This is a genomic window from Bradyrhizobium sp. AUGA SZCCT0283 (genome assembly GCF_018130385.1).
Lineage (GTDB): Bacteria > Pseudomonadota > Alphaproteobacteria > Rhizobiales > Xanthobacteraceae > Bradyrhizobium.
Genome location: NZ_JAFCLU010000001.1, coordinates 596,036 through 618,668, shown reverse-complemented (window position 1 = coordinate 618,668; position 22,633 = coordinate 596,036). Strand labels below are relative to the sequence as shown.

19 protein-coding genes and 1 tRNA gene are annotated in these 22,633 nt (G+C 64.2%); 9 read left to right on the top strand and 11 right to left on the bottom strand.

Going from position 1 to position 22,633, the window contains the following annotated elements; genetic code table 11:
• Positions 1 to 193: 193 nt before the first annotated feature.
• Entirely contained in the window at positions 194 to 700 is a 507-nt protein-coding gene (locus JQ624_RS02940; RefSeq protein ID WP_212417309.1) for a TerB family tellurite resistance protein, read from the bottom strand.
• 383 nt (positions 701 to 1,083) lie between these two features.
• Here JQ624_RS02940 and JQ624_RS02935 point away from each other — a divergent pair, with 383 nt between their 5' ends.
• Entirely contained in the window at positions 1,084 to 1,560 is a 477-nt protein-coding gene (locus JQ624_RS02935) for a hypothetical protein (RefSeq protein ID WP_212417308.1), read from the top strand.
• A gap of 3 nt (positions 1,561 to 1,563) precedes the next feature.
• Here JQ624_RS02935 and JQ624_RS02930 read toward each other — a convergent pair whose 3' ends face one another.
• The 3 genes from JQ624_RS02930 to JQ624_RS02920 all read right to left on the bottom strand — a co-directional run bounded on the left by JQ624_RS02930 (position 1,564) and on the right by JQ624_RS02920 (position 5,932).
• Entirely contained in the window at positions 1,564 to 2,973 is a 1,410-nt protein-coding gene (locus JQ624_RS02930; protein ID WP_212417307.1) for an adenylate/guanylate cyclase domain-containing protein, read from the bottom strand.
• A gap of 43 nt (positions 2,974 to 3,016) precedes the next feature.
• Positions 3,017 to 4,402: a cytochrome P450 gene (locus tag JQ624_RS02925; RefSeq protein WP_212417306.1), complete on the bottom strand. Its 1,386-nt coding sequence runs from the start codon at positions 4,400 to 4,402 to the stop codon at positions 3,017 to 3,019.
• 144 nt (positions 4,403 to 4,546) lie between these two features.
• Entirely contained in the window at positions 4,547 to 5,932 is a 1,386-nt protein-coding gene (locus JQ624_RS02920; RefSeq protein WP_212417305.1) for a hydrolase, read from the bottom strand.
• A gap of 149 nt (positions 5,933 to 6,081) precedes the next feature.
• Here JQ624_RS02920 and JQ624_RS02915 point away from each other — a divergent pair, with 149 nt between their 5' ends.
• The 4 genes from JQ624_RS02915 to JQ624_RS02900 all read left to right on the top strand — a co-directional run bounded on the left by JQ624_RS02915 (position 6,082) and on the right by JQ624_RS02900 (position 11,663).
• Positions 6,082 to 7,773 carry an MFS transporter gene (locus JQ624_RS02915; RefSeq protein WP_212417304.1) on the top strand — a complete coding sequence of 564 codons (1,692 nt, stop codon included), beginning with the start codon at positions 6,082 to 6,084 and terminating at the stop codon, positions 7,771 to 7,773.
• A gap of 235 nt (positions 7,774 to 8,008) precedes the next feature.
• Positions 8,009 to 9,148, top strand: coding sequence for a TRAP transporter substrate-binding protein (locus JQ624_RS02910; protein WP_212417303.1), 1,140 nt, complete (start codon positions 8,009 to 8,011; stop codon positions 9,146 to 9,148).
• Positions 9,149 to 9,249: 101 nt separating this feature from the next.
• A complete protein-coding gene (locus tag JQ624_RS02905) occupies positions 9,250 to 9,918 on the top strand; it encodes a TRAP transporter small permease subunit (protein WP_212417302.1) in 669 nt (222 codons plus the stop codon).
• Positions 9,915 to 11,663, top strand: coding sequence for a TRAP transporter large permease subunit (locus tag JQ624_RS02900; RefSeq protein ID WP_212417301.1), 1,749 nt, complete (start codon positions 9,915 to 9,917; stop codon positions 11,661 to 11,663). Before JQ624_RS02905 ends, JQ624_RS02900 begins: the two co-directional genes overlap by 4 nt.
• A gap of 14 nt (positions 11,664 to 11,677) precedes the next feature.
• Here the strand turns inward: JQ624_RS02900 and JQ624_RS02895 are convergent, their stop codons facing one another.
• Positions 11,678 to 11,899, bottom strand: coding sequence for a hypothetical protein (locus tag JQ624_RS02895; RefSeq protein WP_212417300.1), 222 nt, complete (start codon positions 11,897 to 11,899; stop codon positions 11,678 to 11,680).
• Between the two features lie 260 nt (positions 11,900 to 12,159).
• A complete protein-coding gene (locus JQ624_RS02890) occupies positions 12,160 to 12,441 on the bottom strand; it encodes a hypothetical protein (RefSeq protein ID WP_212417299.1) in 282 nt (93 codons plus the stop codon).
• Between the two features lie 209 nt (positions 12,442 to 12,650).
• On the opposite strand from JQ624_RS02890, the gene JQ624_RS02885 reads away from it, so the two are divergent.
• A complete protein-coding gene (locus tag JQ624_RS02885; protein WP_212417298.1) occupies positions 12,651 to 13,685 on the top strand; it encodes a polysaccharide deacetylase family protein in 1,035 nt (344 codons plus the stop codon).
• Positions 13,686 to 14,343: 658 nt separating this feature from the next.
• On the opposite strand, the gene JQ624_RS02880 is transcribed toward JQ624_RS02885, so the two are convergent.
• From JQ624_RS02880 to JQ624_RS02860, 5 genes are all read right to left on the bottom strand, one after another.
• On the bottom strand, positions 14,344 to 15,504 hold the full coding sequence (locus JQ624_RS02880; RefSeq protein ID WP_212417297.1) for an acyltransferase: 1,161 nt from the start codon (positions 15,502 to 15,504) through the stop codon (positions 14,344 to 14,346).
• 384 nt (positions 15,505 to 15,888) lie between these two features.
• Positions 15,889 to 15,964, bottom strand: a tRNA-Thr gene (locus tag JQ624_RS02875).
• Positions 15,965 to 16,148: 184 nt separating this feature from the next.
• Positions 16,149 to 17,909, bottom strand: a complete 1,761-nt coding sequence (locus tag JQ624_RS02870; RefSeq protein WP_212417296.1) for a heme biosynthesis protein HemY — start codon at positions 17,907 to 17,909, stop codon at positions 16,149 to 16,151.
• Between the two features lie 8 nt (positions 17,910 to 17,917).
• A complete protein-coding gene (locus tag JQ624_RS02865) occupies positions 17,918 to 19,123 on the bottom strand; it encodes a COG4223 family protein (protein WP_212417295.1) in 1,206 nt (401 codons plus the stop codon).
• A 109-nt stretch (positions 19,124 to 19,232) separates the two neighbouring features.
• Positions 19,233 to 19,988: a uroporphyrinogen-III synthase gene (locus JQ624_RS02860; RefSeq protein ID WP_212417294.1), complete on the bottom strand. Its 756-nt coding sequence runs from the start codon at positions 19,986 to 19,988 to the stop codon at positions 19,233 to 19,235.
• 124 nt (positions 19,989 to 20,112) lie between these two features.
• Between JQ624_RS02860 and tsaD the strand changes: the two genes are divergently transcribed.
• The 3 genes from tsaD to JQ624_RS02845 are packed head-to-tail and all read left to right on the top strand — an operon-like array spanning position 20,113 to position 22,584.
• Positions 20,113 to 21,186, top strand: coding sequence for a tRNA (adenosine(37)-N6)-threonylcarbamoyltransferase complex transferase subunit TsaD (gene tsaD, locus JQ624_RS02855; RefSeq protein WP_212417458.1), 1,074 nt, complete (start codon positions 20,113 to 20,115; stop codon positions 21,184 to 21,186).
• A 1-nt stretch (position 21,187) separates the two neighbouring features.
• Positions 21,188 to 22,168, top strand: coding sequence for an NAD(P)H-dependent glycerol-3-phosphate dehydrogenase (locus JQ624_RS02850; protein ID WP_212417293.1), 981 nt, complete (start codon positions 21,188 to 21,190; stop codon positions 22,166 to 22,168).
• Positions 22,169 to 22,170: 2 nt separating this feature from the next.
• The gene (locus JQ624_RS02845) at positions 22,171 to 22,584 is read left to right on the top strand and encodes an EVE domain-containing protein (protein WP_212417292.1); all 414 of its coding nucleotides are present in this window, start codon (positions 22,171 to 22,173) and stop codon (positions 22,582 to 22,584) included.
• The last annotated feature ends 49 nt before the right edge of the window (positions 22,585 to 22,633 follow it).

Here is a 22,633-nt window from a genome sequence, read left to right as displayed (position 1 = left end):
GCTGGAACGAGAGCATAGGCGCGCAGTGTGACGCAAGCCACGTGCATGGCATATGCCCATGCACGGCTGCGCGCCCCGGCAATTGAAGTTCAATAGTTTCAGGCCTATCGCGCTTGTTCGCGGCTGATGCGGGGCACATTAAAGTTTCGTCATCTGCGGTGCTGCGCAATCCACGAGTGTAACCGCGGCGCCGTTACGTCGCCACGTCGGCCGCTTTCGAAAGGCCGCCGGGCGCGGGCGGTTGCCGCTGCTCCGCCACCTTGTGCTTGAGATCGATCCGGTCTCGCGATGAAACACCGAGCAGATCAGCCGCGCGCCAGACGACGTTATCCTCGAACTCGCTGACCTGGCCGTCCGCGTATACCAGCTCCCACATCATCTCGATGATGCGGAGCCGGCCGTCATCGTTCACCGCACGCATGATGACGCTGGTGAAATGATAGAGATCGACCGCCTCGCCTTCGGCCCGCGTCGCCTGCGCGATCAAATGATCCGCCGTACCAGGATCGAGCTTGAATCGGCTTTCGATCAGACTGTGCAATTTGCGCTTCTCGATCGCGCTCGGCTCGCCATCGAGCGAGACGACGTGAACCAGCAGCGCAGTCGCCGCCAGAAGGTACCCGGTATCGTCAAACGACAGATCCGAATCCGCACTGGGCGCAACGATGTCGGCAATGAATTGGCGCAGTCCGTCGAGCATCAATCTACCTGCAAATCGGGGAAGCTGTTCAGCAATATGGGTCGAAGATTTGGCCTCCGCAATCCATGCAATGAGTGCCTGACGGTGTGGGCAGATTAAATCGACGTCACGTTGAATGCGCGGAAACATCTGCGAAACCCCAGGCAGCGCCATAACGGTCGCAGCGATCTGCCGAGCCTTCCGCTTCCAGTTGGGTTGGAGCCCGCGGGCACGGGTTCAACGCGCGAAACCCCGCCGCGTTCGAGGGACACGGCCTATCGGCCAGAGGCTAATTGCGCGATTCGCCGCAGGCAGCGTGACCGATATCTAATTGCAAGTCATTCGCATTTGCATTAGGGATGAACTCGTTGTTTCAACAAGCGATTTCTCAAAGGGAAACGAACATGGCCTCCTTCCGCTTCGCACTTGGCGCTGCCGTTGGGTTGGGAATCGCTTCGGGCGCTGCGCTGGCGGCGGGCGATCTGGCGAAGCAAACGCCGATCGAGGTGACGGTCGATCTCGGCTCACCCGGCAAACATGAATTCGCGCCGAAGCAACTCAAGTTTGAAACCGGCAAGCTCTACAAGCTGATCCTGCGCAACACGAGCAGCGATCCGCATTACTTCACCTCGCATGCGTTCTCGCAGATGGTGTTCACGCGCAAGGTGCAGGTGACGCAGCAGCAGAACGGCAAGGTCGTGACGCTCGCGGAGTTCAAGGGCGCAATCCGCGAGATTGAGGTCTATCCGGGACAATCCGCCGAATGGTGGCTGGTGCCGGTCGCGGCCGGCCGCGCCAGCGACCTGCGCTGCGACATCAAGACCAGCGACGGCAAGACCCACGCCGAACTCGGCATGACCGGTGAGATCGTGATCGAGTAACCTCTACGGTATCTCGTACACCACCATCTTGTCGGCGATGCCGCGCAGCGCGGCTTCCTTCTGGATCGGCCTGATCGACTCTTTCTGAAGGATTGTGGCGACCGCCGGCGATTCGATTACAGGTCCCGTGATGTGGATCTCTTGCGAGGTCGACAGGCTCTGCACCCTTGAAGCGATGTTGACGGTCTGGCCGAAATAATCCTGCCGCTCGTTGAGCATCACCGCAAGGCACGGGCCTTCATGGATGCCGATCTTGACGACCAGGTCCTCCCTGCCGCGCTCGACATTGAGTGCGGCCATCGCCGCGCGCATGCGCAACCCCGCCACGATCGCGTGTTCCGGCCGGATGAAGGTCGCCATCACGGCGTCGCCGATCGTCTTCACCACCGCGCCCTTCTCGGACGCGATAATTTCGAGCAGCGCATGGAAATGCGCCCGCACCAGATCGAAAGCGGCGAGATCGCCGACCCGCTCATAAAGCGCGGTGGAGCCCTTCAGGTCCGTGAACAGGAACGTCAGCGAGGTGATCTTGAGGCGCTGATCGACGTTGAGATTGTCCGCCTTGAAGACGTCGCGAAAAGTCTGGTTCGACAGCATCCGCTTGGCGGTCAGGATCGGCTTGCGCTTGCCGAGCAGCTCATGGAGCGTGTCGTTGGCGACCCAGACCGCGGGAAGTACCCGATGGTCGGTCTGGTTTTCGAGCGACAGCCGCAGCGGCCCCGGACGCATCACGGTCGTGCCGGTCGGCGCGTGCAGCTTGTTGAAGACGATGGAAAATTGCTGGCGCTCGCGGGTCGGCTCGCCCTGAATATCAAAAAAATGTGCCGAATGCGTCACCGGCTCGAACACGATCACGAACTGATTGGGCAGTTGCAGCGACAGCACCGCCTTCTCGCCCGCCGGCAGTTCGATGGCTTCGAGCGAAACCTCGTCGACCAACCGCTTGATCGATTCCTCGCTCAGGTCCATCCCCGAGCTCCAGAACATCTGTCGGTTATATTCCCAGATCGGCAACGTGTTGGGATCGTGTGCGGCAATGCGCCTGACGCGGGGACTGACGGTGAAGGAAACCTCCACGCGATCGTCGACGGATGCCTCATAGCCCTGGGCGCAGAGCGCGCAATTGTAGTCGTCGTGCCGAAGCGATTTCAGGGTATTGTGCGCGCCGAGCACGCCACCACAGCCGGGGCACAGGACATTCCAGCTGAGATCGAACAGCCCGAGCCGCGCCGAATGCAGGAAGGCCGAAATGACCTTTTCCTCGTCAAGCCCGTACTGCGCAGCAAAATCCAAAAGGTTGATCCGGTTGAGGTCACGATCCTCGCCCTTTGCGATCAACTGCGAAATGGCCTCGACGACCGCTGGATCGGCGGTCTGCCGCAGAACAGAGAACTGGGCCTGGGTATCGCTCATGGTGACAACCTAGATGACGTTCCCGTGGCATTTACGCAAGATGCTACCGCGGACTTATCGCAAACATCGGCGAACGGTCGGGCTGTGTCGTCACCACGCCGATCGGCATCACCGGCTCCTTGTCGACCAGGGCAACGCGAAACGCGCCGATCATCTTCGCCAGCGCCAGCGTTGCTTCCACCAGCGCGAAATGCGCGCCGATGCAGACGCGCGCGCCGACGCCGAACGGCAGATAGGCGAAGCGATCGGGCGGCGTGCCGGTCATGAAGCGGGACGGGATGAAGGCGTTCGGATCGCGCCAGAGCTTTTCGTGCCGGTGCAACAGCCACGGCGCGATCAGGATGACGTCCTTCTTCTTGACCGGAAGCCCCATGATCGTATCCGGTCCGCTGGCGGCGCGCGCAATCAGGAACGCCGGCGGATAGAGCCGCATGGTCTCGTCGATCACCGCACGGGTGAATTTCAGCCGCTCGATATCGTGCGTGCCGTTGACGGTTGCCCCCTCCACCTCCTTCGCGACGTCCTGCTGGATCGCAGGATCGAGCGCCAGCAGATAGAGCGCCCAGAACAGCGCCGTCGCCGTCGTCTCATGGCCGGCGAGAATCATGGTCGCGATCTGATCGCCGAGCTGCGCATCGGTAAAGGCCTCGCCGGTTTCCGGATCGCGCGCGTCGCCCATCAGATCGAACAGGTCGCGCGCCGGCGCGCCCTCGTTCTTGCCGGCGGCACGACGTTCGGCCATCAGCATGCCGACGAAGGCCGTCCAGCGCTTGCGGAAACGGGCGCGGGCGAAATCCTGCGGGCTTGGCCAGTTCAGCGGCAGCAATAAATCGAGAAAATGCGGCCGCGCCAGCCGCTCACCATATTCCATAACGAAATCGCGCAAGGCTGCGCCATGGCGATCCATCCCGAACGAGAACATGGTGCGGCCGGCGATTTCCAGTGTCATCCGCTGCATGGCTTCGCGCAGATCGACGGGCGCGTTGCTGGCGGCCCGGAGCTTGGCAACCGTCTCGTCGGTCGCCGCCAGCATGTGCGGAACGAGCGTCGAGACCGCGCGCGGCGTGAAGGCCGGCGCCAGCGTTCGGCGCTGGTGTTTCCACGCGCGTCCTTCGGCAATCAGCAGGCCTTGGCCCAATATCGGACGTAACACCCGGAAGCTAACCGGCGTGCGCGTATAGTTTTCGAAATTGTCGACCAGCACATGCCGGATCGCATCGGGCGCGTTGAGAATGAAACTGCCACGCCCGAAAAAGCGGCCCTGGACGATATCTTCCTCATAGGCCCGCTGGCCCCACATGCCGATCGGGCTGATGCGGATCGCCTTCATCCGCCCGAACACATTCATGTCATCGGGGGCCCGTGGCGGGCTCGGCGGCACCAGCGGCGCGCGTGCGGCCGGCATATCGTAGGCTTCGGCTATGCTCATCGATGCCACTTTCGTAGCCCGGATGAGCGCAGCGATATCCGGGATCCTGCCAAAGCCCCGCATATCGCTGCGCTCATGCGGGCTACGATCACATCTATGTCTCCGATCCGGGCGCCGCAAAGGCGCAACCGATCAACAAAACAGCTAGTAAGTCAGTTCGGCAACCGCAATGCGGTTCTCCGAGGCCGGCCAGGCCCGCGCCACGATCCGCTCCGCATTGAACATGGTTACCACGGGGCGGCCAACCTCCTCCGCCGGAAGCCGCAAGGTCGTGACCGCATCGGTCGGTACGCCGGATTTCACATCTTTCGGCTCCTTGCCGTCGATCAACACCACGTCCCGCGGCAGGCCGAAATAGCCCCGCGGACGTGTCATCAGGACCACGGCGCCCGCGCCGGCGTCGGCCGGCCCGAGCGGGCGTGCGGCGCGCAGATGCACGATGTCGGAGGAGCGCGGAAACGGCGAGCGATAGAGATGCGTCGTGGGGGAGCCGGCCGATGCCAACACGATTTCGAGATACCAGCTCGGCTCGACCTGCGCCGGGCCCCAGCGGCCGTCGGCGCCGGTTTGCGACGAATGGATCGGCCCGCCGATCCGTTCGCCGGTGTCGGGAGAGACGCGATAGATTTCGACCGTCGCACCGGATACCGGACGGTTGGTGACCACACCGCCCGGCCCCGTCACCAGCCCGCTCAGTTTGACTTCCGCTTCCGGGACGATGTCGATATGCGACGGTTCTTGAGCGGCGATGAATTTATAGATCTCGCGAAACGCGCGCGGATGAAACGCGACCTCGCGATGATCGAGTGCGCCGAGCACGAGATTGGTCGCGCCCTTCAGCGCAGGTCCTGCCGACGTCACCCCGGTCGGCATGCCGGGCTTGCCGACCAAGCGCCCGTCGGCCTGCGCAAATTTGTCGATACCGTCGCTGCGCAAGGTGAGAAACGCCGTGCCCGGCGTCACCTCGCTCTCGCCCTCGTTCAAGCCGCGCAGGAACGGGCCGCGGCCGTTGAACTCGCCGCCCGGACCGTCGTCCCAATCATAGACGCCATGGTTTGGGACGCCGCACAGCACGGCATGGCTGATATCGGCGCCGCCGCCATTCTTGATGTAATTGCGGATCGAATAGCCGCCGCGCGAATTGCCGACGAGGGCGATGCGCGACGCGCCGGTGCGACGCTGCAATTCCTTGACGGCCTCGCCGAGCTCCCGGCGCTGATCTTCGGTCGAGGAACGGTTTGCCTGCTCCACTCTGTCATCGGTGCGCGCCAGCGGATCGGTGAAATTGATCGCCAGCATTCGCTCGCGCGGCATGCCGTTCGATTCCATGCGCCATAATGTGGTGATCCAAAGCGCCGCATGGTCGCCATTGCCGTGCACGAAAAGAACCGGCGGAACCTCCGCCGGCCTGGATGCAGCCGGCGACGTCTGCGCCCGCGCCCGCCAGTCCAGGAACGGGAGACCGAATGAGCCAGCCAGCAAAGGCAGCGCTCCGGCGCCCTTCAGGATCAACCGCCGTGACAGCCGCATTTCGAAACCTCCCGTAGCTTTTCAGTACCTTAGCTGTGCTGTAGCACCGCCGAAAGCGGTCTAACGACTGGACAGGCCAGGGTTTTCGCAGGCATCACTTTAAGTTGGAATGGAATCAAGCCGGTGACAGAACGCCAACGGAACCGATCATGACCGACCAGCCGAAACGCTCGCGTCCTGCGACGGAAGGCATCGCAGCGCCGCTGCGGCATGCGGTGTTCCGGCGTATCTGGCTCGCCAGCCTCGTATCCAATCTGGGGATATTGATCCAGGGCGTCGGCGCGGCCTGGGCGATGACGCAGATGACCTCTTCCGCCGACAAGGTCGCGCTGGTGCAGACCGCGCTGATGCTGCCGATCATGCTGATCGCGATGCCGGCCGGCGCCATCGCCGACATGCACGACCGGCGGATCGTCGCCCTGGTCTCGCTCGGTATCGCGCTGGTCGGCGCGACCACGCTCACGGTGCTGGCGTGGCTCGGCCTCGTCACGCCGAATATCCTGCTGGCGCTGTGCTTCGTCGTCGGCAGCGGCATGGCGCTGTTCGGGCCGGCCTGGCAGGCCTCGGTCAGCGAGCAGGTGCCGGCGGAAACGCTGCCGGCGGCGGTCGCGCTCAATGGCATCAGCTACAACATCGCGCGCAGCTTCGGCCCGGCGATCGGCGGCATCGTGGTCGCGACCGCGGGCGCGGTCGCGGCGTTCGCCGTCAATGCGGTGCTGTATCTGCCGCTGATGGTGGTGCTGTTTCTGTGGAACCGTACCCACGAACCGTCGCGCCTGCCGCGCGAACGTCTCAACCGCGCCATCGTCTCGGGGGTGCGCTACATCGCCAACTCGCCGTCGATCCGGATCGTCCTGATCAGGACGTTGGTCACCGGCGTGATCGGCGGCTCGGTTTCGGCGCTGATGCCGCTGGTCGCCCGCGACCTCCTGCATGGCGGCGCGCAAACCTACGGCATCATGCTCGGGGCCTTCGGCATGGGCGCGGTGTTCGGCGCGCTCAATATCGGCGAGGTGCGCCGGCGCATGAGCGGCGAGGCCGCGGTGCGGGCCTGCGCGATATCGATGGCCGGCGCGATCGCTTCGGTCGCCCTGAGCACGAACGCCATCCTGACGGCGATCGCCCTGGTGATCGCCGGCGCGGTATGGATGCTGGCGGTCGCGCTGTTCAACATCGGCGTGCAGCTTTCGGCGCCGCGCTGGGTCGCAGGCCGCTCGCTGGCGGCTTTCCAGGCATCGATCGCCGGCGGCATTGCGGTGGGCAGCTGGGGCTGGGGACACCTCACCGACCTCGCCGGCGTGGAGACCGCGCTGCTGGTTTCGGCCGGCCTGATGCTGATTTCGCCCCTGCTCGGAATCTGGCTGCGCATGCCGCCGGTCGGCGCGCGCAACGAGGACGCCACCGAACTCCTGGCCGATCCCGAGGTACGGCTGTCGCTGACGGGGCGCAGCGGGCCGCTGGTGGTCGAGATCGAGTATCGCGTCGCGCAGGACAGCGCCCGCGCATTCCACAATGTGATGCAGGAAGTACAGCTCAGCCGGCAGCGCAACGGCGCCTATGGCTGGTCGATTGCGCGCGACATCGGCGACCCGGAATTATGGACCGAGCGCTACCACTGCCCGACCTGGCTCGATTATCTGCGCCAGCGAAACCGCGCGACGCAGTCCGAGCGCGCCCTGCACCAGCGTGCGATCGACTTTCATCTCGGGCCCGACCCGATCCGCGTCCGCCGCATGCTGGAGCGGCCGTTCGGTTCGGTCCGCTGGAAGGAAGATACCCCCGACCGCGCCGCCAACGAGGTCTTGCCGGTGGTCGCGACGGCGGCAGGGAGCAGTACCTGATTTTGCCGGTGCGCCGGGATCGCGTGGCGCTCCGGGCCGTCGGCCGGCCGGGCCGCCCGGCCGGCCTAAGGGTTGCGCCAGGGATTGCGCCACGGGTTGCTGCCCACGACCGCGCCGCACCCTAACGCCGCATTGGTATAACGTATCCTTGCCAAAGCTTGGGCCCGGCCTCTAATGTTCCCGTCAATCAACAACGACCGGCCGACCAAGGACCGGTCCAACCGGGAGGACGCACATGACCAAGCCAACCAAGGACAAGACTTCGACGCGCCGCCGCTTCCTGAAAGTGGCTGCGGCAAGTGCCGCCACGGCAGTTGCCGCTCCGACCATCGTCAGCGCCCAGGGACCGATCAGCATGCGCTGGCAGAGCACCTGGCCGTCAAAGGACATTTTCCACGAATACGCCCTCGACTACGCCAAGAAGGTCAACGACATGACCGGCGGCGATCTCAAGATCGAGGTGCTCCCGGCCGGCGCCGTGGTGCCCGCCTTCGGCCTGCTCGATGCGGTATCCAAGGGCGTGCTGGACGGCGGCCACGGCGTGCTCGTCTATCACTATGGCAAGCAGACCGCGCTCGCGCTGTGGGGCTCGGGACCGGGCTTCGGGATGGACGCCAACATGCTGCTGGCCTGGCACAAATACGGCGGCGGCAAGGAACTCCTCGCCAAGCTCTATGAATCGATCGGCGCGAACGTCGTCTCGTTCCCCTACGGACCGATGCCGACGCAGCCGCTCGGCTGGTTCAAGAAGCCGATCGCCAAGGCCGACGATCTCAAGGGCCTGAAGTACCGCACCGTCGGCATCTCGATCGACGTGTTCACGGCGATGGGCGCCGCGGTCAACGCGCTGCCGGGCGGCGAAATCGTCTCGGCGATGGACCGCGGCCTGCTCGATGCGGCCGAGTTCAACAACGCTTCCTCGGACCGCGCGCTTGGATTTGCCGACGTTTCCAAGGTCTGCATGCTGCAGAGCTACCACCAGAACGCCGAGCAGTTCGAAATCACCTTCAACAAGACCAAATACGATGCCCTGCCGGAAAAGATGCGGGCCATCATCGCCAACGCCGTCGACGCCGCCTCGGCGGACATGTCTATGAAGGCGATCGACCGGTATTCGAAGGACTACATCGAGCTGCAGACCAAGGACAACGTCAAGTTCTACAAGACGCCCGACGCCATTCTCAAGCAGCAGCTCGAGGTTTACGACGAGGTCGTCAAGAAGAAATCGGCTGAAAATCCGCTGTTCAAGGAAATCCTGCAATCGCAGCTCGCCTTCGCCAAGCGCACGACGCAGTGGGAGCAGGATACGGTGGTGAGCCGCAAGATGGCCTATGACCACTATTGGGGCGCCAACGGCGCGGCCAAGAAGATCTGACGCCGCGCTTGAAAATGCTCTAAACTGCAAAGCACCGTTCGGGCGCGCGACCCGGATGGTGCTTTGTACTGTGGATCCCTCGCGCTGAACGATCGCACCCCATGAGCGTCCAGAGTTTTCTGCACACGATCGACGGCATCAGCACCTGGGTCGGCAAGGCCACCGCGTGGCTGATGATCGTGCTGATGAGCGTCGTCTGTATCGAAGTGTTCAAGCGCTACATCATGAATATGCCGACGTCCTGGATCTTCGACCTGGACAACATGCTGTACGGGTCGCTGTTCATGCTCTGCGGCGCCTATACGCTGGCGCAGAATGCCCACGTCAGGGGTGACTTCCTCTACTCCTCGATGCGGCCGCGCACCCAGGCCATGCTCGACCTCGTGCTCTACATCGTGTTCTTCCTGCCCGGTATCGCCGCGCTTTGCTATGCCGGCTATTTCTACGCCGCGGACTCCTGGCATATCGCTGAACATTCGAACGTCACTGCGGACGGCCCGCCGGTCTACCACTTCAAATCGGTGATACCGATCGCCGGCGCGCTGATCATGCTGCAGGGAATAGCCGAGATCGTCCGCTGCGTCGTTTGCCTGCAGACCGGCGAATGGCCGAGCCGGCTGAAGGACGTCGCCGAGATCGACGTCATCGAAGAACAGCTCGCGCACAGCGAATATGTCGATGAAGAATCGCGCAAGATGGCGATCGAGGGCGCGGCGCGCATCGACGAAATGGCGCGCCAGCGCGGAATGGGCGGAGACGTGCAAACATGAGCGATCCGGCACTTGGCCTGTTGATGCTGGCACTGATCGTCGTCGTCATCATGATGGGTTTCGCGACGGCCTTCACGCTGATGGGCCTCGGAATGTTCTTCGGCTTCATCGCGTTCTACGATCCGTCGCAGAACTGGACGCAGAATCGCGTGTTCGACCTGATGGTTCAGCGCACCTATGGCGCGATGACCAACGACGTCCTGATCTCGATCCCGCTGTTCGTGCTGATGGGATATGTGATGGAGCGCGGCGCGCTGGTCGACAAGATGTTCTATTCGATCCAGCTCGCGTTCCGTCGCGTGCCGGCTTCGCTGGCGGTGGCGACCCTGATCGTATGCACGTTCTGGGGAATCGCCAGCGGCCTGGTCGGCGCCGTCGTGGTGCTGATGGGCGTCATCGCATTCAATCCGATGCTGCGCGCCGGCTACGACGTCAAGCTCGCCTCCGGCGTCATCACCGCCGGCGGCACGCTCGGCATTCTGATCCCGCCGTCGGTGATGATCATCGTCTACGCCGCCGTCGCGGGGCAATCGGTGGTCAAGCTGTACGCGGCGGCGATGTTCCCCGGCTTCTTCCTGGCGTTCCTGTACCTCGTCTACGTGATCGGCTGGGCGCTGATCAATCCGAAGATTGCGCCGACGTTGCCGGAGGAACAGACCCGCGTAAAGGTGCCGGCCTGGATCACGAAGTTCGAGACGCTGTATTCGCCGAACATGCTCGTCGCTTTGCTCAAGGCGCTGGCCTCGCCGGCGCAGGCGAAGACTTTGGAGATCGACGGCCGGCCGATGACCTACGGGGCGGTGGTGAAGAATTTCATCATCGCCCTGGTACCGTTCCTGATCACCGCCGTCACGCTGTCGACCGTCTGGTGGTATGTCGTGATCCATCAGCAGGCCGGCGCAGCCTCCGGTCCGGTTGAGGGACTGCAGCAACTCGGCAGCTCGGTGGCGACGCCGGAGGCCACGCCCGCCGAAAAAGGCCCGGACTTCCAGTTCTATCTCTGGTTCGGGATCAGCGCGGCCGTATTGCTGCTGTGGAACGCGCGCTCCTATTGGCGCATGAACGGCGAGCGTTTCGAGGTGCTCAAGCTCCTGACGTCGTCGGTGATGCCGCTCGGCATCCTGACGGTGATCGTTCTCGCGGTGATCCTGTTCGGGATCACGACCGCGACGGAGTCCGCGGCGGTCGGCGCGGCCGGCGCCTTCATCCTGGCGTTCCACGCCCGGACGCTCGACTGGAAGCGCACCAAGGAAGCGGTGTTCCTGACCGCGAAGACCACGGCCATGGTGTGCTGGCTGTTCGTCGGCTCGGCGCTGTTCTCGGCCGTGTTCGCCATTCTCGGCGGTCAGGCGCTGCTGGAGAGCTGGGTACTCTCGCTCAACATGACGCCGGTGCAGTTCATGATCCTGTCGCAGGCGATCATCTTCGTGCTGGGCTGGCCGCTGGAATGGACCGAGATCATCATCATCTTCGTGCCGATCTTTTTGCCGATGCTGAAGCATTTCGGCATCGACCCGATCCTCTGGGGCACGTTGGTATTCGTGAACTTGCAGGCGGCGTTCCTGTCACCGCCGGTCGCAATGTCGGCGTTCTACCTCAAGGGCGTCGCCCCGAAGCATGTCACCCTCAACCAGATCTTCGCCGGCATGATGCCCTACATGCTGATCGTGATCCTGTGCATGGTGATCATGTATCTCTGGCCCGGCATGACACTGTGGCTGCCGAACTATCTCTACGGCGGCTGAGCCCTCGAGAGATCTTACTGCCCGTGGCTCGCCAGCTTCTGCTGGCAGGCCTTGCTGATCTTGGCGCGGTTCTGCTTCAGGCAGGCCAGAATGATCTGATCGCCATCCTGCATCTGCGCCCGGCAAAACCGCGAGACATCACGCGCGCACTCGTCATGCCCCTCTTTTTTTTGTGTCTGTGCCGACGCGCTCGAAGCCATCAGGATCAGGGGAATAACGAAAAGGATCTTGGTCATTTGCTGTGCCTTTACACGAGAACGCAATCCGGGCGTTCTATAGCGTTTTCCAACGAAAGCCAGTCGGGCTCGATTCGGAGGACACCGGTTCGCGTCAAGAAAACGTGTCAGAATGGGAATCCGATCACCGAAATTCGGCCGGCAACGCATTTGTGAACAGCGAAACCGCGCGACCGTGGGCCTGGTGAACGCCCTGAAAAGCGAAAAACGCCTGCGTCGCATCGACGCAAGCGTTCCCGAGAGCCAAACGAATGAGCCGGTTATTGCGCGGCGAGCTTGCCGGATTTCTGGGCGGCGAGATCGCGGTCCATGACACCGCGGCAGCCCGGGCTGAGATCGGCGCGATGCTTCACCATGCAGGCGGTGATCTTCGGGATATTGGGTATTTCCGAACTGCAGAGGCGGAACGCGTCGCCGGTGCACTGCTGCTGCGCTTCAGAGCTGAAGGCGAAGCTCGCGGTCGACGAGACGGCGGCGAACGGGGTGGTCAAGGCCAGCACTAAACTGACCTTGCGAACGGTATTGAAGAAGGCTGCGGTCATTTTCGGCTCCTGTTGGCCCAGCTACGTGGACCGGCTGTTGATGGTTGCAGCATGCGCCCGGAACCGAGCGGCGACTGTGACTGACATCACTCAACCTCAAACCTCTCATTCCGTTCGCCTAACCGGCGCCTGTTCGGGAGACGTTAAGACTTTGTTGGCACTAATGCCCCGTTGCGTGTGTGTACCCCGAGTATGTGGAAAGAGTAGCGATGCGTAATGCGTTGGGCCTGATGCTGGCCAGTGTAGTGACGGCGGTCGTAATCACCGGCGTTTGGTTCTGGACCTCCTCGCCGCGCGCCGACGCGGCCGCACCCCAAACCGTCGCCGCCCGCAAGGCCGAGCCGTTACCGGCACCGGCCGCGGCAAAGCCGGCGCTGAGGGACGACGTCGAGATCACGGCTTCTCTCTCGAAGCCGGCCCCTGCCCCCGCGCCCGTTCCCGCAGCCCAGCCGGTGCGATCGACCTGCGCCAATCCCGATGCCCTCGGCGTCAGCCGCGTCGTTGTGATCGACACCACCGGCGGCCCCGGCTTCGGCTTCCTGCAATACAAGCAGTTCGATTTCCTGACCGACAAGGAAATCGTGCTCACCTTCGACGACGGCCCATGGCCGACCACGCCTGCCGTGCTCAAGGCGCTTTCGGACGAATGCACCAAGGGGCTGTTCTTCCCGGTCGGCAAGCACACCACCTACCATCCGGAAATCCTCAAGCAGGTTGCGTCCGCCGGCCACACCATCGGCTCGCACACCTGGTCGCACGCCCATCTCGACAGCAAGAAACTGACCGAGCAGCAGGTCAGGGAAGAGATCGAGAAGGGCTTTAGCGCCGTGAAGATGGCGCTGGGAGCAGCGCCCGCGCCGTTCTTCCGCTTCCCTGGGCTCGCGCATACGCAGCCCGCCCTCGGCTATCTCGCGTCGCGCAACATCTCGATGTTTTCAGTTGATGTCGATTCCAACGACTTCAAGTCGTCGGGTCCTGACCAGGTGATCCAGAACGTCATGACCAAGCTCGACAAGCAGGGCAAGGGCGTCATCCTGATGCACGATCTGCAGAAGCATACGGCGATCGCCTTGCCGACGCTGCTGCGCCGCCTCAAGGCCGGCGGCTACAAGGTCGTGCAGATGAAGGCCAAGGAGCAACTCGAAACCTTGCCGGAATACGATGCGATGCTGGTGAAGGACCAGAAGGTGCCGGCGGTTGCCAGCCGCCCGATCAGCAGCGTGGTGCAGACGGTTTCGCAATAGGGTTGGCGGGAAGCCGTTCGCTGGTTCCAGCCTTACTCAATGAAAGACGCGCCCTTCGGATTCAATCCGGGGCGCGTTTTGTTTTGGCAAGATTACCAGTAGATGCCGTGCCGGTGCAGTGCGCCGATGATGCGCGCTGCGATCTGGTAGCGCATGCGGTGCGGCCTCGCGGTCCTCGACATGTACGCCGTTCTCCGGGCCATAGGCCTCCCGGGTCCGGCGCTCGCGGGGCCAGCAGCGGGCCGATGCATCCTGGCCGCCCTGGGCGTGACCGTCTCGGTCCTGCTCGTCTCGACCTTGCTCGTCTCGGGCTTGGGCTCGACGACCGCGGGCCGCTCGACATATTTTGGTGCTTCCGAAGCCTCCGCGCTTTTCGATGCATCGGTAGCTTTGGGTGGCGCCGGAGCGGCCTGCGTCCCGCTGCCGGCCAGCGACAAGCTCCGATCGCCAGCTTGAGCTGTGGCGGAGGCCAAAACGAATCCTGCAATCAGAATGAATTTGCGCATGTTTGTGTCTCCCCTTGAGGTCGAGGCGGAGACTATGCCGGGCAGGCGATCCCCGATGTGAGACAGGTCACGCACGGCGGCGTCATCCTAGCGCGCCTACGACAGGGGCTGGTCCGCGCCGCAGGCCGGCCCGCTCGCGCGCGACGTAGTCTTCAAGACGCGTCTCCGCGGGGGCTGACCAACGGTTCCGCAAGGATGGCAGTCGGGTGCTTTCGCAGCAGCTTTTTTCCCGGCACCTCGATCAGGCGATACGTGATCGATGCCAGTCCAACGATTGCGAAGAAGAAACCTGCCAGGAAAAACGCGCTGTCGTAGGGCATCTGAATGAAAAACACGACAGATGCCAGATGCACGCCCAGCTGAAGCGGAAAATGCACGAGATAGATGGAGTAGGAGATGGTGCCGAGATAGATCAGGGGGCGCAGCGTCAAAACCCACTTGACTACCCGGCCATGGATCGCACCGACAATCAGGGCTGGAAAGCATATGGCCACAATCACCAGGTGAAGTAGCCCGGCCAGCTCGCCCTCTGCGCTGTAGTAGAGAAATCCGGAAGCCGCGGCGATAGCAAGTCCGTCGGCAAAGCCGCGATTCAGGTTGATCCGCGGCAGCCAATGCGAATGTACGCTGTGCAGGGCTATTCCGCAGCAGAAGCCGACGATGGTCCGGAACACGTCGTTGGTGGTTCCAGGCACGGCTGCATCGCTGATCAGACCGCCTTTCAGGATTGCGGCAAGTAGCACCGCGAATAACGCGAACAGTCCCGCGCGGACAATGTTGCGCGGGAGCGCGATGGCCGCCAGGAACAGAACATTGACGACGAACTCTGTCGAGATCGACCACGACGGTCCGTTGAATGAAGGCCCTCGCTCAAGCCCTGTTCGATTCAGCAGCAGGAGATTCAATACGAAATCATACGTGTCGTTGAACTGGTAGACAAACGGCGGCGAGCTCAGACGATCGACCAGTATCCATTGCATGACAGCCACGGCGCATAGCGTCGCGAAGTGCAACGGATACATTCGGGCAATTCGATCGCGAACGTTGTTCGCGAACGTCGCGCTGCGCTGGTCGTTCCAATACGCGCGGGCGAGCACAAAGCCGGACAACACGAAGAAGAAGTCAACGAGAAGCTCTCCGTGGTGATAGAAGGGTGCCATGAGCGACGGAAGCGGCGCAGCACCGAAATGGCTTGCGTAGTGCCATCCGACAACGCCGATCGCCGCAAGGGCTCGCAGACTATCCAACTCATGCAAACGAGTCGGTTCGCGGCTCCTGGAGCGCCCTGACCCGTAGTCCGCAAGCTCAATCATCCGGTCTCCAGCAGGAGAATCGCGCGAAGTGCCGGTTGACGCACTTCCAACGCGGTTCGCGCGCTGCGAGACGCAGTTGAGATTTCGGGTTCACGAAGTGTCGCGGGGCCTGCACGCCTGCTGATACAGCGATTCGTCGAACAACCATAGAGGCACATCCAAAAATGGTGTACTCTGGTTTAACGACACGTCCAGGATGTACTCGGCAACACGTTGAGGCCGTCAGCATGAACGCTGATTGCGGCCGGCGTAACGAAAACGCAGCGATCGTCGGCGCGCGGGTCAGGCAAAAGGTGAGACGAAAAAATTTCCGCGCCAGAGGATTGCGCGGCGATTTCCCTGGTCCAGGACCGATGGCAGTGAAGTAAATCGATCAGGCAAATGTGGTGCCGCAAACAGGACTCGAACCTGTGACCCCGTCATTACGAATGACGTGCTCTACCAACTGAGCTATTGCGGCGGACCAAACGCGGCGTTCGGGCGTGAGCCGGAAAACGCCCGCACCTGATATCGGGGACGGCCCCGATTGGCAAGAAAAACGCGGGCCCCACCAAGCGTTTTCAAGCGAGGCATGCCCTCGGACTTGATCCGTGGGGGACACCGGTTCGCATCAAGAAAACGCGTCAAAACAAGAATCCAGGCGACTAGTTGCCGCCCAAGCGTGACAAAAATCCCCGCCAGCCGCCGGCCTGCGCCTTGGGCGGGCCGATTTGTTCCGCGAATTCGTCCGCTGGGCCGTCCTCGTCGATCCCGGGGTCATCAGGCGCCCGGATAAGGGGGATCACGGCCGGAATCGGGGTCGGAACGGCCTTCGGAATATCCTGCCGCGAACGGAACAGGGGGGCCGGCCGGCTTGGTGCCGATTCGGCCGGCTTGGATGGGGCTGACGTTGGGGCAGCGACCGGCTCGGCGGGGGTCGCCTCGGCGGGGGCCACCTCAGCGGCAGCAGCCGCCGGCGGCGCGTTATCCTGCTCGGCGGGCGGCACCGGCGCGACGGGGGCGATCGGCTCGGCGGCCGATTCGTTCACGTCCTTTGGCGGCTCGAGCACGACGGCCCGGCGCGGGGTCGCCAGCATGGCTTCCTCGAAGGCTGAGGATTCGATCGCGCCACCCTTGTCGGACGGCAGCGCCGCGACCGGCGTCTGCCACTGGAAGGCATCGAGCCTGCCGGTGACCGGCGAAACCGGCCGCCAGCGATCGCTGACATAGCCGTCCGCGGTCCAGGCCGGATCGTGCAGCGCGCGCACGGCGCGCAGGGTCCATGCCCGCGCGCGGCCGCTATCGCCATGCTCGGTGCGCTCGAGTTCCGCCATCAAGAGCGCGACGCGTTGCGTAGGCTGAGCGATGAAGGGCGCCAGCGCCTCGCGCGCTTTGGCAAACTCGGACGCGTCGATCGCGGCGCGGGCAATCGCCAGCGCGCCCTCGATGTGGCCTGGCATCTTCGCCGCGAGCGTCTCCACCCGCACCAGCCGTTGGCGCGCGGAGTCGCCGAGCTTCACATGCGCATAGGCATCGGCGAGATCGGGATGCGGCTGCGCCAGCCACGCCGTCTCGACCAGGCGCATCGAACGCCGCACCTGATGCGCCTCGCTCTCGAACTTGCTCGCCAGCACCGCAGCCGGCACCAGCGTCGGCGCCAGCTTGACCGCTTCCATCACGCTCTCGCGCGACAGATCGCGATCGACCTTTTCGAGTTCGAGCGCGCGGGCCGTCAGCAGCACGCCGCGTTGCCGGCGATAGGTTGCCTTGTCGATCAGTCCGGCCGATTGATTGTTGTCGAGGATTTTTAGCGCGCCGGCCCAGTCGCCCTTGGCGCAGCAGAAGCCGAGCACCGCATGCGACGCCCATGACGAGGACGGCGACAGCTTTAGCGCTTCCTCGGCGACCATCACGGCCGCAACCGGATCGTCGGCGCGCTGCGCCTCGATGAACAGGCCGCGCAGGCCCAATAGCCGCGTGTCCTCGCGCTCCGCCATGGCGCGGAAGGCGCGCTGCGCGCCTTCACGGTCGCCATCGAGCTGCGCCGATTGCGCATGCAGCAGCAGCGCCAGCGGATCGTGCGCCGCATGTTTGCGCGCGGTTTCGGCATGGATGCGCGCGGCGGAGGAATCGCCATGACCGATCGCGAGCAGTCCTTGCGTGATCGCATGCCGGCCGCGGGCCAGCCGCCGTTCGCGCCGGCTCTTCCGCATACGCGCCGGCGTGCGCCACAGGCCGCGCAGGATCGCCCAGATCATCATGGCGGCAACGACGACGATGCCGAGCACCAGCACGAAGACCGGCAGCGTGGTCTGGGCGCGATAGCCGCCCCATGACAGCACGACATCGCCGGACTGCTCGGCGATCCAGGCCGCGCCGGCCGCTCCCAGCGCGATCAACAACAGAAACAGAATGATCCGGACCATCGAAATCCTTATTGCGCCGGTTTGGCGAGCGCAGCCATGGCGTCGGCCGCAAATTGACGGGAGGCGCCCAGCGCGGCGTCGCGCGCATCGGTCTTGTCGAGCCAGCCTTGCGCCGCGGCCCGATCTTCGGGCGACAGCGTCTTCAATTCCCGCCGCGCCTCGTTGAAATCATTTCGCAGCGCGGCCGCGGTGATCCGCGCCACCACGGCGCCGCGATCCGTGCCGGCGGTGTCGGTGCGTTCGATCTTGACCAGTTTGGCGGCGCCCGCCTGCAGACGCTCGACAATGCCCGTGCCGGTCGTGGCATTGTTCTGTTGGGCGGCCGGCAACAGCTTTGGCACCAGGGCCAGCAGTTCCGTGCTCAGCTTGCCGGCGTTCGGCACGCCCTTCTCCGCAAACGGATCGAGCGGCTTCAGGACATCTGGATTGGGCGCCAGCGCCTTGGTCGCGGCGAGCGCAGCCGGATACGGATCGCCGATCCGGACCAGCACATCGAGCAGCGCTCCGGCCACCAGGCGGCGCAGCGGCATGTCGTCGGCAGGTTTGGGGTCGGCCTTCGCATCGGCAAGCTTGCTGCCTTGCTGCGCGATCTCGGCGCCCTGCGTCCGCATCTGGCTCTCGATCTTCGCAATGCGCTCATCGATCCCGGAGAGATCGACAGACGCCGCGCCGTCGCCGCGCGGGGCTGATTTCACATCGTTGATGGCGGACGCCAGCTTCTCGCCTTGCGCCCGCGTTGCCGCGAGTTCGGCACGCAACGCCGCAACTGTTTTTTCCAGGGCCTCGGTGCGCGCGGCCGCGGCGGGATCGGGTACGGGCTTGCCGACCTTTGGCTCCAGTCCGGCGACACGCGCGGTGAGACCGTCGATGGCGGCGCTGAGCTGCGGGGCAGGCGGCGCGGACGCAGGCTGAATCGCGGGCCAGCCCAGCATCCAGCCGACGCCAATCACCAGCGCCGCGGCAACCGCGCCGGAGACCGGCGCGATGATCCAGGGCGAGACAGGCCGGGGGGCCGGGGCATCAACCGGTGACACCGAGGGAGCCTCGGGCGTGGGCTCGGGGGCAGGCTCGGACGGCGCTTCGGACGACGTCTCGGCAGCGCTCTTCGTCTCGCTCGACACCTCAGTCGCCTCGAGGTCGATGGTCGGCGGCTCGCGCTTCGGCCGGCCCGAATCGGGCAGCGATCCAGTGTCTTCGGGCCTGTCATCGACCATCACAGCGGTTCCCTTGAATGTTAGGTGCCGGAACTTAGCAGAATCGGGACGTCTTAGAGCATGATCCGGCAGTGGCGGCACCGGTTTTCCGATAAGACCATGCTCAGACTTAAAGATTAGGGCTCAACCGCGGTTGCAACGCCCGGCCCAAAGCCTCGAACAGGGCATTTTCGTCCGGCGAAGCCGCCGCCGTGACCTGGGTCGCGCCGGCATCCCGCAAGACTGCGGCAACGGCCCCCGAAATGCAGCATTGCGGCAGCGCCAGTGCCGAGATTTCGACGCCGGCGGAGCGCGCCGCCTCCAGGAATGCGCGTGCGCTGCGCCGTGAGTAATGCAGCACGGCCTCGATCTCGTGCGCCACGAAAGCGTCACATATTTCCCGTGGCAGGCTGGGTACGGGCACCATCCGGTAGGTGGTCTGCGTCACGACCGTAAAGCCGTTCTCGCCGAGTTCGCTCCCCAAGTCGCGCGCGAGATCGGCGCCGGCAAGGTACAGGATTGGGCTGGTTTTCTTCAGTCGCTTCGATTTCGCACGCGCCAGCACCAGATCGCGCAACGCGCCGGCATCACCCTTGGACGCGATCACCTCGCCAAACCCGGCATCGCGCGCCGCGGCCGCTGTATTTTCGCCGACCGCAAACAGGGACAGTTTGAGGAGCCGGCTATCGGCCAGATGGGGCGCGATGGCGCGCAGGGCGTTGGCGCTGGTGACGATGACGGCGCCATAATTTGCATCCGCATCGTCCTGGAACGGCACCGGCTCGAACCGCAGCATCGGCGCGCGCAGAACCTCAAAACCCCTGGCGCAGAGGGCCTTGGCCGTCGTCTCATCATCCGGGCTTGGTCGCGTGACGAGAACGGCCATATTTCAGATCTCCGCCAACACGATTTCGGCACCTAGCGCGATTGCACGCCGTCACCTCGTAATGCTACCCGGTTACGGAAGCGTTGCGATAGCGCAAGGGATCAAATTGGACAACGACACGCCGATGCTGGTGCTGGGTATCGAGACCACCTGCGATGAAACCGCGGCCGCCGTGGTGGGACGCCAGGGCGACGGCAGCGGCAGGATTCTATCCAATATCGTGCGCTCGCAGACCTCGGAACACGCCCGTTTCGGCGGCGTGGTGCCGGAGATCGCGGCGCGCGCCCATGTCGACCTGCTCGACGGCATCGTCGGCCAGGCGATGAAGGAAGCGAATGTCGGGTTTGCGCAATTGTCGGCGGTGGCGGCCGCCGCCGGCCCGGGCCTGATCGGCGGTGTGATCGTCGGCCTCACGACTGCAAAAGCGATTGCGATGGTGCACGACACGCCGCTGATCGCGGTCAATCATCTCGAAGCCCACGCGCTGACGCCGCGGCTAACCTGCGCGCTCGCCTTTCCCTATTGCCTGTTCCTCGCCTCCGGCGGTCACACCCAGATCGTGGCCGTTGTCGGCGTCGGCAAATATGTCCGGCTCGGCACCACCGTCGACGACGCAATGGGCGAGGCCTTCGACAAGGTCGCCAAAATGCTGTCGCTGCCCTACCCCGGCGGACCGGAGGTCGAACGATCAGCGGCGAGCGGCGATGCCAAACGGTTCGCCTTTCCGCGGCCGATGCTCGGGCGGCCGGATGCGAATTTCTCGCTGTCGGGATTGAAGACGGCGGTTCGCAACGAAGCCAGCCGCATGACGCCGCTGGAACCGCAGGACGTCAGCGATCTCTGCGCCAGTTTTCAGGCCGCGGTGCTGGAATCGACGGCGGACCGGCTGAGCGTGGGCTTACGCCTGTTTCACGAACAGTTCGGTCCGCCGCGCGCGCTGGTCGCCGCCGGCGGCGTCGCCGCCAACCACGCCATCCGCGGCGCGTTGCAGGACGTTGCCGCAAAGGCGCAGACCACGCTGATCATTCCGCCGCCTGCGCTGTGCACCGACAATGGCGCGATGATCGCCTGGGCCGGCGCGGAACGGATGGCGCTCGGGCTGACCGATACGATGGACGCGCCGCCCCGCGCGCGCTGGCTGCTCGACGCCAACGCGACAGCACCGGCCGGCTTCGCCAACACACGCGCGGGATTCTGACATGGCGTCCTTCAATTCAGTCGCGGTGATCGGCGGTGGCGCGTGGGGAACAGCGCTTGCCGGAACAGCCGCGCGGACCGGCCGTGACGTGACGCTTTACGCACGCAGCGCGGAAGCGGCCGCACAGATGAGATCGGCACGCAGCAATCCGCGATTGCCCGGCGTGCGCGTCGACGATCGCATCGAGATCACCGGCGACATCGCGGCTGCCGCGCGCGCGGATATCATCCTGATCGCAACGCCCGCGCAGCATTTGCGCGAGGCGGTCACGGCACTAGCGCCTCATCTGAAGAAAGCGACTCCGGTCATCGCCACCGCCAAGGGCATCGAGCGCGGCACGCACAAGTTCATGACGGAAGTGATCGCGGAAGCCGCACCCGATGCGACGCCTGCGATCCTGTCGGGACCGAGCTTCGCCGACGACGTAGCCCGCGGGCTGCCGACTGCAGTCACGCTGGCGGCGAAGGATGGGAAGCTCGCGGCAGCACTGGTGCAGGCGCTGGGCTCGTCGACCTTCCGGCCCTATCACACCACGGACGTCCGCGGCGTCGAGATCGGCGGCGCGGCGAAGAATGTGCTGGCGATTGCCGCCGGCATTGTCGAAGGACGCAAGCTCGGCGCCTCGGCGCTGGCGGCGCTCACCACGCGAGGTTTCAGCGAACTCGCCCGGCTCGGCCGCGCCTGCGGCGCGCGCAGCGAAACGCTGGCGGGTCTATCCGGCCTCGGCGACCTGATCCTGAGCTGCTCGAGTCTGCAATCGCGCAACTTTGCTTTCGGCATCGCGCTCGGCCGCGGCGAACAGCCGAACCGCGACAAGCTCGCCGAGGGCGAGTTCACCGCGCCGGTCCTGATCGAACTGGCGGCTTCGCAGAACGTCGATATGCCGGTATCAACTGCGGTCGCGGCGATCCTGAGCGGCAAAGTGACGATCGACGCGGCGATCGAAGGCCTGCTGACGCGGCCGTTCAAGGCGGAGGAATGACGATGGCGTATTGGCTGGTGAAATCCGAACCCTCGGTCTGGTCGTGGGACCAGCAGGTCGCAAAGGGCGCAAAGGGCGAAGCCTGGACCGGCGTGCGCAATTTCACCGCCCGGCAGAATCTCGTGGCCATGAAGAAGGGCGACAAGGCCTTCTTCTATCATTCCAACGAGGGCAAGGAGATCGTCGGCATCGCGGAAATCATCAAGGAAGCCTATCCCGATCCGAGCGACAAGACCGGTAAATTCGTCTGCGTCGACATCAAGGCGGACAAGCCATTGAAGACACCGGTCACGATGGCCGCGATCAAGGCCGACAAGAAACTCGCCGACATGGCGCTGGTAAAATATTCGCGGCTGTCGGTTCAGCCGGTAACGGCGGAAGAGTGGAAGATGGTCTGCAAGATGGGCGGGCTGTAGGGTGGGCAAAGGCGCGCAGCGCCGTGCCCACCATTTATCACCATCGGGG

Bases quoted from the DNA above. Each gene is read 5' to 3' on its own strand.
- JQ624_RS02940 (WP_212417309.1), bottom strand. From the start codon at position 700: ATGCTCGACGGACTGCGCCAATTCATTGCCGACATCGTTGCGCCCAGT.
- JQ624_RS02920 (WP_212417305.1), bottom strand. From the start codon at position 5,932: ATGCGGCTGTCACGGCGGTTGATCCTGAAGGGCGCCGGAGCGCTGCCT.
- JQ624_RS02930 (WP_212417307.1), bottom strand. From the start codon at position 2,973: ATGAGCGATACCCAGGCCCAGTTCTCTGTTCTGCGGCAGACCGCCGAT.
- JQ624_RS02915 (WP_212417304.1), top strand. From the start codon at position 6,082: ATGACCGACCAGCCGAAACGCTCGCGTCCTGCGACGGAAGGCATCGCA.
- JQ624_RS02900 (WP_212417301.1), top strand. From the start codon at position 9,915: ATGAGCGATCCGGCACTTGGCCTGTTGATGCTGGCACTGATCGTCGTC.
- JQ624_RS02870 (WP_212417296.1), bottom strand. From the start codon at position 17,909: ATGGTCCGGATCATTCTGTTTCTGTTGTTGATCGCGCTGGGAGCGGCC.
- JQ624_RS02850 (WP_212417293.1), top strand. From the start codon at position 21,188: ATGGCGTCCTTCAATTCAGTCGCGGTGATCGGCGGTGGCGCGTGGGGA.
- JQ624_RS02935 (WP_212417308.1), top strand. From the start codon at position 1,084: ATGGCCTCCTTCCGCTTCGCACTTGGCGCTGCCGTTGGGTTGGGAATC.
- JQ624_RS02895 (WP_212417300.1), bottom strand. From the start codon at position 11,899: ATGACCAAGATCCTTTTCGTTATTCCCCTGATCCTGATGGCTTCGAGC.
- JQ624_RS02890 (WP_212417299.1), bottom strand. From the start codon at position 12,441: ATGACCGCAGCCTTCTTCAATACCGTTCGCAAGGTCAGTTTAGTGCTG.
- JQ624_RS02865 (WP_212417295.1), bottom strand. From the start codon at position 19,123: ATGGTCGATGACAGGCCCGAAGACACTGGATCGCTGCCCGATTCGGGC.
- tsaD (WP_212417458.1), top strand. From the start codon at position 20,113: ATGCTGGTGCTGGGTATCGAGACCACCTGCGATGAAACCGCGGCCGCC.
- JQ624_RS02845 (WP_212417292.1), top strand. From the start codon at position 22,171: ATGGCGTATTGGCTGGTGAAATCCGAACCCTCGGTCTGGTCGTGGGAC.
- JQ624_RS02880 (WP_212417297.1), bottom strand. From the start codon at position 15,504: ATGATTGAGCTTGCGGACTACGGGTCAGGGCGCTCCAGGAGCCGCGAA.
- JQ624_RS02905 (WP_212417302.1), top strand. From the start codon at position 9,250: ATGAGCGTCCAGAGTTTTCTGCACACGATCGACGGCATCAGCACCTGG.
- JQ624_RS02885 (WP_212417298.1), top strand. From the start codon at position 12,651: ATGCGTAATGCGTTGGGCCTGATGCTGGCCAGTGTAGTGACGGCGGTC.
- JQ624_RS02910 (WP_212417303.1), top strand. From the start codon at position 8,009: ATGACCAAGCCAACCAAGGACAAGACTTCGACGCGCCGCCGCTTCCTG.
- JQ624_RS02925 (WP_212417306.1), bottom strand. From the start codon at position 4,402: ATGAGCATAGCCGAAGCCTACGATATGCCGGCCGCACGCGCGCCGCTG.
- JQ624_RS02860 (WP_212417294.1), bottom strand. From the start codon at position 19,988: ATGGCCGTTCTCGTCACGCGACCAAGCCCGGATGATGAGACGACGGCC.